This window comes from Kitasatospora sp. NPDC002543 (assembly GCF_053594915.1).
The window spans coordinates 134,613-144,587 of record NZ_JBSFWR010000009.1 but is presented as its reverse complement, the minus strand read 5'-3'; the positions used below and the strand labels follow the sequence as shown (position 1 = coordinate 144,587).

Genomic DNA, 9,975 nt, shown 5'->3' with positions numbered 1-9,975 from the left:
CAGGAGACGCCGCGGCCGGAGAGCTTGTCCTCGTTCGGCAGGCCGAGCTTGCGGTGCTGGGAGCCGGTGGTGACGATGACGGCGCGCGCCTTGTGGACGTTGCCCTCGGAGTCGGTGACGGTCTTGACGTCACCGGTGAGGTCGACCGCGACGATGTCGTCGGGGATCAGCTCGGCGCCGAAGCGCTCGGCCTGGGCCCGCATGTTGTCCATCAGCTCGGGGCCCATGATGCCGTCCCGGAAGCCCGGGAAGTTCTCGACCTCGGTGGTGTTCATCAGTGCACCACCGGCGGTGACGGCCCCCTCGAAGACCAGCGGCTTGAGGGAGGCACGGGCCGTGTAGAGCGCAGCCGTGTACCCGGCCGGGCCGGAACCGATGATGATCACGTTACGGACGTCGCTCACTGCTTCTCCTGGTTCGCATCGCGACCCGCGTTTGCTGCGGGGAGGGCGGTCCTGCTCCGCCGCCCGGGACAACGACTGACCAGTGTCTCGCATTCCCAGGCGGATCAGTACCAGGCGCCCGGAGTCCGGAAGCGGCGTGCCGCCACCGGCGTGGATCGCATGGGAACCGCCGGTCAGCGGCTGGGAACGGCCTGGTGGAGGAGGACCGGACCGCAGTCGGGGGAGCGCAGGTAGACGTCGACGGAGCCGGGCCGGCCGGGCAGCGGGTAGACCAGGACGTCCACCGGGGAGCCGCGGTAGCTGCCCCGGTCGGTGGCCAGCGGGGTGCCGGGGGCGGGGGCCGGGCAGCCCGGGGCGGTCGGGGAGGCGGCGGTCGGCTCGGGCTCCGGCCGGGCGCCGTCGGCCGGCATCGCGCCCGGGGAGCCGGCGGGCCCGGTGGCCCGCAGCCCCGGGACGCTCTCCGAGCGGGCCAGCAACTGCTGGACCTGGGCGGCGAGTTCGTCCTCGCGGTAGTCGGTGCCGGCGCCCACCGCGTGCGGGGCCCGGGCGTCGCGGCTGTCGGCGGTGGCGGCCGGGGCGCCGCCCGCGGTGGCCGTCACCGAGCCGGACCGGTCCTCGGGGTGCAGCAGCAGGGCCCCGCCGAGCCCGAGGGCGGCCAGGGCGGCGGCCGTGCCGAGCAGCACGGCGAACCGCCGGCGGCGGGAGCGGGAGCGGCCGGGCCCGGTGGCCGAGCCGGACCGGTCGGCAGGTCGGCCTGCGGGTCGGTCGGTGGATCGGCCGGCGGGTCGGGAGGGGAGGGCCGTGGAGGACGGCGTGACGGGTGCCGTGGCGGCGCGTTCGGGCCGGGCCGGGGTCTCGGCCCGGCGGTCGGTCGCGGGGGCCTCCTGCGGCCGCTCGACGGCCTCGCGGCCGTTCCCGGCGGCGGCCTCGGCAGCGGCGGCCGCCAGCGCGGCGTCCAGCCGGGCGGCCACGTCGGCCGGCATCGGCGGCGCCTCGAAGCCGCCGAGCAGCGTCCGGACCCCGGCGAGCGCGTCGGCCGTCTCCCGGCACTCGGCGCAGCCGTCCAGGTGCCGCCGCAGTGCCTCGACGGCGCTCGTGGAGTCGATCAGCCCCTCGGCGAGGTCGGCGAGCCGCTCGACCGGGGGGTGGTCCTCGGTGGGGTCGGGGAAGGAGGGATGGGCGTTCATCGGGCGCTCGCGTCTCCTTCCAGGATCGTCCCTGTGACGGTTCCGGGGCGCTTCGGGTTCCCCGGGGTGCTCCGGCGTGGCGGGGCCGAGCCGGGGGCGGGCGGTGTTTCACGTGAAACACCGGGCTCGCGCAGGTGCCGGACCAGCGGGAGGAGCTTGGCCCGGCCGCGCGCGCAGCGGCTCTTCACCGTGCCCACCGGGACGCCCAGCAGCTCCGCGGCCTCGGCCACCGGGTAGCCCTGCATGTCGACCAGCACCAGCGCGGCCCGCTGTTCGGGCGGCAGCTCGGCGAGCGCCGCGGTCAGCTCGCGGTGCAGCTCGGCCCGGACCACCGGGAAGTCGGCCGGTTCGGCGGCGCCGACCAGGGTGTCCAGCCGCTGCGGGTCCTCGTCGAGAGGGGTGGTGCGGCGGGTGGCGCTGCGCCGGGCGCGGTCCAGGCAGGCGTTGACCACGATCCGGTGCAGCCAGGTGGTAACCGCGGAGCGGCCCTGGAATCCGGCGGCGGAGCGGAAGGCGGACACCAGGGCGTCCTGGAGGGCGTCGGCGGCCTCCTCGCGGTCGCCCAGGGTGCGCAGGGCGACCGCCCAGAGCCGGTCGCGGTGGCGGTCCACCAGCCGGCCGAAGGCCGCCGGGTCGCCGGCGACGTGCCGGGCGAGCAGCGCCGCGTCGTCGTCCGTCACCGTCACCCCTCGACCCCCTGCCGTCGTCCCGGGTCCACCGCCCCCGGTCAGCCGAAGACCTTGACCTCGGCGACCTGGCCGGTGAACTTTCCGGCGCCATCCTTCGGCAGAGCGGTCAGCCAGAGCAAGAGGTAACGCGTGGTGACCGGGGCTTCGAGGGTGTACTCGACGTTGGCCCCGCTCTTCTTGCCGGCGAGGGTGAAGCCGTCGAGCTTCGCCGACATCGGGTTGGCGGCGGCGGCCGCGGTGGGCACCCGGAGCTCCGCGGTGTGCTCGCCGGCGAACTGGACGTTCACCGAGGAGACGGACTGCGCCGAGCCGAGGTCGATCAGCAGGCCGGTACCCGACTTGAGGGCGGGCGGCTTGGTGCCGAACTGGTCGTTGTACCACTGGGTGGTCCAGACGGTGTTCACGTCGCCGTCGACCGCCTTGCCGGGGCTGTCGCTCCCCTCCGACCCCTCGCCCGGCAGGACGTACGACTGGGCGCCCTTGATCGTGATCGGCGCCGGGTTGTGGGTGCTGGCCTGCGGGCTGGGCGCGTTGCTGCTGGCCGAGGGCAGCGGGGACGCGGCGGCCGGCCCGGTGTGGCGCAGGGTGTCGACGAACTGCCAGGAAGCGACGCCGATCGCGCCCAGGGCGACCGTCCAGGCGGTGGCCTTGACCACCCGGCGCAGCCGCCGCCGCATGCGGTGCGAGGAGGTCGGGCGGGAGGAGGCCGGCAACGGGGAGACGGTGGTGTCGGCGACCCGGGTGGGGTTGGGCGCGGTGGGCAGCGCGTGGGTGTTGTGCCGGGGCGGGGCCGGGAAGGCGGGCAGCTCCGGCTCTGGCTGGCGGATCCGGGGCATCTGCGCGATCGCCCGGACCAGCTCCTCCGGCGTGGTGATCGGCTGGGCGTGGTGCGGCGGCTGGTCGAACAGGGCCCGCGCGGCGAGCTCGGACAGGCCCTTGTGGACCCCGGCGCGGACCTGGTCCGGCGCGGCGTTCTGGAGGCCCTTCGGCAGGCCCTGGAGGTCGTAGCGGTCCTCCGGGTACGGCCAGCGGTGGGTGAGCGCGGCGAACAGCAGTGCCCCGATCGCGCGGGTGTCGGCCCGCTGGGCGTCCTCGGCGCCCTCGGCGGGCAGCCCGCGCAGCGCGGCGTCCACCGCGATCCCGTTGATCCGGTACTGGCCGCTGTCGGTGCGCAGCACGCAGCGCGGGGTCAGCCGCAGGTGGGCCTGGCCGCGCCGGTGGGCGGCCGCGACGGCGTCGGCGACCTGGCGGACCATCTGGTACGCCTCGTGCGGCTCCATCGGGCCGTTGGCGAGCAGCCTGGCGAGGTCGGAGGAGTGCGGCAGCCACTCCCGCACGACGTAGACCAGCTCGCCCTCGTGGACGGCGTCCAGCACCTGGACGAAGCGGGGGTCGCCGAGCAGGGCGGCGGACTTGGCCGCGGCCACCACCTTGCGGGCCCGCTGGTGGCCGGAGGCCATCAGGTGGACGCCGACCGCCCGGCGCAGCTTCTCGTCGACGGCGCGCCAGCTGCTGAAGGTCTCGGTCTGGGAGATGCACTCCTCCAGCCGGTACCGGTGGCCGATCATGTCGCCGCTGCGGCGCTGCGGGGCGGGCAGGGTGCGCGGGAGGGTGGCGGTGTCGCGCGGGTCGACCGTGGGCTGCGGGTCGGTGGGGCGGCGCGCGGGTCGGGCGGGCTCCGCGGCGGGCTTCTTCCGGGAGGAGCCCGCGGTCAGCTCGGCGCGGAGCTCCTGGACCGAGAGCGGTGCGGTGATCTCCGAGGTCTCCTCGCCGACGGCGGACCCCGGGCCGGCGGCCGGCGCGTCGTCCCCGTCGCCGTCCTCGTCCTCGTCCTCGTCCTTGGCCTTGGCCTTGTCCGCGTCGGTGCGCCCGGGAGCGGCGGCGGTGGTGGAGCCCTTGCGGGTGCCCGCGGGGGTGCTCTCGCCGGCGTCCTCCGAGCCCGCGAGCCCGTCGATCGCCGCAGCCAGCGCGGCCTCGTCCGTCGCCGCGTCAGCTGCTGACGTGTCGACGACCGCCTTGGTGCCATCAGCCACCGTGGTCCTGCCTCCCCTTGTGTCGCCCCGGCCTGAGAGAGTCGCTGGAGCCCGAGGGTCGGCAGCCCTGCGCTCCAGGACAATTGTGCCCACTCTTCTCCACCGGGTACGACCGCTGAGGCGTCCGCTCGGTTGCACGGGGGTGGAGAGATGTGGTGCAGATCCGACACCGGGTCGCCATCCGGCGGTCGGGCGGACCCGAACCAACCGGTGCCCCAGCACTCGGCCGGACGAGCGGCGGAGCTGCCTGCTCCGGTTGACGCCCGGTCAGGGCGCCCGCTCGTCCGGCCGGTGGTCGGACGGTCAGCGGCCCAGTCGGCCGCGGACCATCCCCAGCATGGAGTTCAACTCCTCGATCCGCAGACGCTTCGCGATGAGCACGAAGACCGCCAGCTGGAGGCCGCCGGCCACGACCAGCGCCGCCACGCTGCCCGCCCAGCCGCCGAGCACCTGCTGGACGCCCAGGCTGGCGCCGAGGCCGACCAGGGCGGCCGGGACGCAGGCGGCGGCCAGCCGGCTGTAGGTCCGGCCGATCCGCTTGGTGTCCAGCCCGCCGATCCGCTTCTTCAGCTTCGGCATCGCGACCGTCACTCCGACGGCGTAGGCGAGGCCGTAGCCGAAGGCGAGGCCGACCACCGTCCACTCGGCGGGCAGCACCAGCCAGCACAGCAGCGCGAAGCCGGCCTGGCAGGCCGCGACCCAGACGGTGTTGGAGAACGGCGTGCGGGTGTCCTCGTAGGCGTAGAAACCGCGCAGCATCACGTACTGGGCGGAGTAGGGGACCAGGCCCAGCGCGAAGGCGGAGAGCATCAGACCGACGTTGGTGGCGTCGTTCAGGACGGTGTCGTTGCCGCCGACCGCGTAGATCGTCCGGCCGATCACCGGCCCGAGCGACAGGAACAGGAAGGCCGCCGGGACGACCGCCACCGCGGTGGTGCGCAGACCGTAGGAGATGTCGTCGCGCACCGCGCCGGCGTCCTCGTCGGCCGCCGCCCGGGAGAGCCGGGGGAGCACCGCGCTCATGATCGAGACGGTGATCACGGCCTGCGGCAGCTGCCAGATCAGCAGGGCGTTGGAGAACGCGGCCAGGCCGACGCCGCCGTGGCCGGCCGCCGCGGCGGCGTCGCCCGCCTTGGTGGACAGCTGGGTGATCACCAGGTAGCCGGCCTGGTTGGCGAGGACGAAGAAGAACGTCCACTTGGCCAGCCGGGCGGCCTTGCCCAGGCCGTGGCCGCGCCAGTCGAAGCGGGGACGGAAGCGGAACTCGGCGGCCCGCAGGTACGGGATCATCGACAGCGCCTGGACGACCAGGCCGACCAGGGTGCCGATGCCGAGCAGCCGCACGCCCTCGGGGGAGACGCCCTCCGGGGTGACGTGGGTGGTGCCGAACCCGCCGTAGACCCAGATGTAGGCGGAGAAGGTGAAGATCACCACGATGTTGTTCAGGACCGGGGTCCACATCATCGCGCCGAAGCGGCCGCGGGCGTTGAGGATCTGCCCCATCACCACGTGGATGCCCATGAAGAAGATGGCCGGCAGGCAGTAGCGGGCCATCGCGACCGTGGTCTCGGCGCGCTCCGGGTTGGCCATCATCGGGTGGGCGATCAGCTGCACCAGCACGGGTGCCCCGAGCACGGCCAGGAAGACCACGCCGCCGAGCCCGACCATCACCAGGGTGAGCAGCCGGCTGGCGTACGCGGTGCCGCCGTCCTCGTCGTTCTTCATGCTGCGCACCAGCTGCGGCACGAAGACCGCGTTCAGCGCGCCGCCGCCGATCAGGATGTACAGCAGGGTCGGCAGGGTGTTCGCGGCGTTGTACGAGTCGCCCATCACGCCGACGCCGATGGCCGCGGTGATCACCATGGTCCGGACGAAGCCGGTGCCGCGGGAGACCAGCGTGCCGGCCGCCATGATCGCGCTGGAGTTCAGCAGGCTGGAGACCTTGCCGCCGCCCGCCTTGACGGGCTCGGCGGCGGGCGCGGGCGCCTGCTCGGCGGCCCGCTCCTCGGCCGCGAGGTCCGCGAGCGGCTCGACCGCCGGGGGCACCGCGACGGCGGCCACCTGCATGGTGGCCTCCTCCTCGGAGAGCGGCGGGTCGAACTCGATCGGCGGCACGAAGTGGTGCTGTCCGCCCGGGGCGCCGCCGTGCTGGGGCTGCCCCGGGTAGCCGCCCGCCGGCGGGTACGACGCCGGGCCGGTCGGCGGGGCGGTCGGCTGGACCTGCTGGGGGGCGGGCTGCGGGACCGGCGGCTGGGCGGCGGCCTGCGCCTGGCGGCCGCCGAACAGCGCGTCCACCCCGACGTACTCGGTGGTCTCGGAGTCCCAGCCGGCGTGCGCCGGGCCCGGCTGCCACTGCGGCCGGGGCTGCTCGGCACCACCCCAGTGGCCACCGGCGGCCTGCGCGGGCTCCTGCGGCCAGGCGGCCTGCGCCGGGGCGTCCCAGCCGGGCTGCACGGGCGGCACCGGGGCCGTGAAGTGCTCCGGAGCGGTGAAGTGCTCCGGAGCCTGGTACGGGGCCGGCGGCACCGGCGTCGGGTAGCCGCCGCCCTGCGGCGGCAGCTGCGGCGGCACGTCGTACGCGGCGGCCGGCGGCTGGGGCGCGGCGGGCCGACCGGCCCGCAGACCGTACGGGTCCTGGCCGTCCTGCGGGTGCCCGTACGCGTCCGCCGCGTACGGGTCCTGGGCGTAGGTGTCGGCCACGTACCAGTCGCCGGACGGCGACTCGGCGCCCGGCCGGCTCTCACCGCGGCCCGGCGGCCGCTCCTCGCTGCGCCCGGTCATGTCACCTCTTCGCTGTCGTGGGGGGAGGCCGGCCCGGCGGTGCGGGGGATCGGCGGTATCAAGGACCAACCTTCTCATCACCGGCGGCCCGATCCCGGCCATCCGGGCTGCTGCCACGCGGTGTCTGCGCAGGACCGTCACCGGGGGTGTCCCCCGCCCCCTCGGCGCCGTCCGGTGCCGGGGCCCCGGTCGGGTCCGCGACGGATTCCGCCGCCGGGTCCCGCTCGGCCTCCTCCACCGGGGCCTGCGCGGCGGTGGCCGCCGCTCCGCCGTCGCCCCCGGCCGGGGCGTCGCCGACCGGCTGGTCGCCGTCCTCGTGCGGCTGCCCGCCGCGCCGCTTGCGCTGGCGCACGAAGCGCAGCGCCGCCAGCAGCAGCAGGACGCCGGCGCCCGCGAAGACGTACAGCACGCCGTTGGTCACCGAGGTGACGTCCACTATGAACTGCTGCGGCTCGCCGTACGGGCGGGAGTCGGGGCCGGTGGTCCACAGCTGGGCGGTCATCGCGATCGGCCCGTTGTTGTGCGCCTCGGCGTTGAAGCGCAGGGTCACGCTCTGCGAGGCCGGGAGGACCAGTTCCTCCTCCTTGCTCACCCGCAGCCTGTTCGGCTGGCCCGAGGTGAGCACCAGCTTCAGGTTGGTGACCGTCTGGGTCAGGTCGTTGCGGACGCTGACCTGGAGCAGCCCGGTGTCGCCGGCCAGCGTGACCAGCTTCTTCGGCGGCACCTGGACGGCCTTGGTCAGCTCCTTCAGGTACGCCGTGACGCCGGCGCGGTAGCTGCTCCCGGCGGGCGGCTGGGTGCGCCACTCGGTGGACAGCGAGCGGGCCATCGCCGCGCTGAACGGGCCGCGCACCCGCTGCGGCAGGGTGAGCACCCGCATCAGGGTGTCCAGGTCGTGCTGGATCCCGTCGGTGCGGCTCAGGTCGGCCGCCGGGAGCTCCGAGGCGCGGGCCTGGGTCGGGTAGTCGGTGGGCGCCGGGACGGCGGTGTTGGCCTTCGGGTCGGCCGCGGACTGGGCCACCACGTCCAGCTTGACCGAGGAGATCCACTTGCCGTCCGCCGTCTGCAGGGCGTTCGCCAGCGCCTTGGCGCCGGCGGCGCTCAGGTCGCGCGGCGGCAGGACCAGCAGGCCGCGCTGGTTCTGCGGCTGCTCGTGGGTGATCGTGAAGGTCTCGGCGAGGAAGCGCTGGCTGGTGTCGGTCTGCACCTGCGGGCTGCTCAGGTCCCGGTTGAAGAGCGCGGAGACGGTCTCGTCGGCCACCACGGCGCTCTGCCCGTTGCCGATCGGACGGACCGCGGTCGGGGTGTAGTTGAGCGAGTCCGGCTCCGGCATGCTCTCGCCGTTGACCAGCACCAGGCCGCTGCCCGACTGCTGGGCGAGGGAGGCGATCTGCTGGTCGAGGTAGCCCTGGTACGGCCAGGCGACGTCCGCGCGGGTGTCCACCGAGAGCCGGCCCTCGACGGTGAGCCGGCCGGCGGTGGCGGCCTTGCTCAGCGCGGTGGTCATCCCGGCCAGGTCGGAGCCGTTGTGGGCGATCGAGGCGAGGTCCGGGTCGGCGTACGGCAGCGAGACGACCTGGCTGCCCGGCTTGGCGACGGCGGCCCGCAGCTTGTCCAGCCAGGCGACGGCGGCGGCCGAGGCGGGCACCTGGACGGTGTTGTCGTCCTTGGCGGACTTGCCCGCCGCCTCGGTGCCCGGCTTCTGCACCCGGTAGGCCTTGGTCATCGCGAGCGCGGCGTCCAGCAGGTCCGGGTCGATCACCCAGGTCAGGCCGTTCAGCTTGGCGCCGGTGTCGACCAGCTCGTACAGCCGGCCGCCCGGGGCGAACTCGGTGGCGAGGCTGTCGTCGCGCAGCACCGAGACCGTCTGGTCGTTGCTGTCGCTGCTGGTCTGGGCGGCCACCACCGGCGGGTGCACCAGCGGCCAGATCGTGGCGACCTTCGTCGGCTGCGCCTCGGCGCCGCCCGGGTTGTACGGCAGGAAGGTCCGGGCGATGCCGAGGGCGCGGTCGCGCGGGTTGTCGGCCGTCCCGCCCCAGGCGTCCACCGCGAGCTCGTACGCGCCGCTCGAGGAGAGCCCGAGCTCGTTCACCGCGACGCTCAGGGTGTACGGCTGGCTCTGCCCCGGGTTCAGCTCCGGCAGGGCGTACTGGGGGCTGTCCAGCTCCACGCCGTCCTTGCTGTCCGGCGTGGTGCGGTCGGCCACGTTGGCCAGGTCGCTGCGCCGGTCCAGCGGCTTGCCGGAGTACGGCTTGCGGACGGCGGCGTGGGCGCCCCTGACCGCCGACTTGCCGGCGTTGGTGACCTGCCCGGTGATCGTCACGGTGCCGTTCGGGGTGGCCACCTGCGGGCTCAGCGCATCGATGGTCATCACCACCGGGTACTCGGCCGTGGCGGTGGAGTCGGCGGCCGGCCGGACGTTGCCGCCGGCGGGCAGCGCACCGGCCGGGGAGGCCGTGAAGAGGGTCAGGGCGGCCGCGCACGCGGCGGCGGCCCGCAGGACCGCACGGCGCGCCCGGCGGGCCGGATGACGCCCGTCGGCGGGGCGCTCGGCCCCTCCAGGCTGTCGGTGCGCCCCCAGGCCCGAGTGCCGTGCCGGCTCACTCACTCGCTTCGCCCTCGCCGTTCTCGATCGTTCTCGCTGCTGATGGTGTCCGTCCGGCGCGGTCCGCCGGACGCTCTTCGCCTGCTCTTGGAACTCTGCGCCCGACGCCGTCGCCGCACCGTCGCCGCGGGGGTTACCGCGGGCGGTGGCGGCGCGCGACACCGCATCCCCAGTCCGGTGCCCGAGACTCGTCCACCGGCATGGTAACGATGCAGCCCGCGGTGCAGTGTTGCGGGCTGTGGGGTGAGACGCCCAGAACGCGCGGGCGGTTGACCT

At 75.0% G+C, this 9,975-nt stretch carries 6 protein-coding genes; all 6 read right to left on the bottom strand.

Annotated elements, in window-relative coordinates; genetic code table 11:
- The coding region (locus tag ACWD4P_RS06920) for an NAD(P)/FAD-dependent oxidoreductase (RefSeq protein WP_449778831.1) at nucleotides 1–404 on the bottom strand (404 nt) is incomplete at its 3' end.
- A 173-nt stretch (nucleotides 405–577) separates the two neighbouring features.
- Nucleotides 578–1,591: a hypothetical protein gene (locus tag ACWD4P_RS06915; RefSeq protein WP_449778830.1), complete on the bottom strand. Its 1,014-nt coding sequence runs from the start codon at nucleotides 1,589–1,591 to the stop codon at nucleotides 578–580.
- Entirely contained in the window at nucleotides 1,588–2,277 is a 690-nt protein-coding gene (gene sigM, locus ACWD4P_RS06910) for an RNA polymerase sigma factor SigM (RefSeq protein WP_359830979.1), read from the bottom strand. Before sigM ends, ACWD4P_RS06915 begins: the two co-directional genes overlap by 4 nt.
- 41 nt (nucleotides 2,278–2,318) lie before the next feature.
- Nucleotides 2,319–4,313 carry a serine/threonine protein kinase gene (locus tag ACWD4P_RS06905; RefSeq protein WP_449778829.1) on the bottom strand — a complete coding sequence of 665 codons (1,995 nt, stop codon included), beginning with the start codon at nucleotides 4,311–4,313 and terminating at the stop codon, nucleotides 2,319–2,321.
- 303 nt (nucleotides 4,314–4,616) lie between these two features.
- Nucleotides 4,617–7,094, bottom strand: coding sequence for a murein biosynthesis integral membrane protein MurJ (gene murJ, locus ACWD4P_RS06900; RefSeq protein ID WP_449778828.1), 2,478 nt, complete (start codon nucleotides 7,092–7,094; stop codon nucleotides 4,617–4,619).
- Between the two features lie 58 nt (nucleotides 7,095–7,152).
- On the bottom strand, nucleotides 7,153–9,702 hold the full coding sequence (locus ACWD4P_RS06895; protein ID WP_449778827.1) for a DUF6049 family protein: 2,550 nt from the start codon (nucleotides 9,700–9,702) through the stop codon (nucleotides 7,153–7,155).
- Nucleotides 9,703–9,975 lie beyond the last annotated feature (273 nt).

Coding starts and splice junctions, on each gene's coding strand:
- ACWD4P_RS06915 (WP_449778830.1), bottom strand. CDS start 1,591: ATGAACGCCCATCCCTCCTTCCCCGACCCCACCGAGGACCACCCCCCG.
- murJ (WP_449778828.1), bottom strand. CDS start 7,094: ATGACCGGGCGCAGCGAGGAGCGGCCGCCGGGCCGCGGTGAGAGCCGG.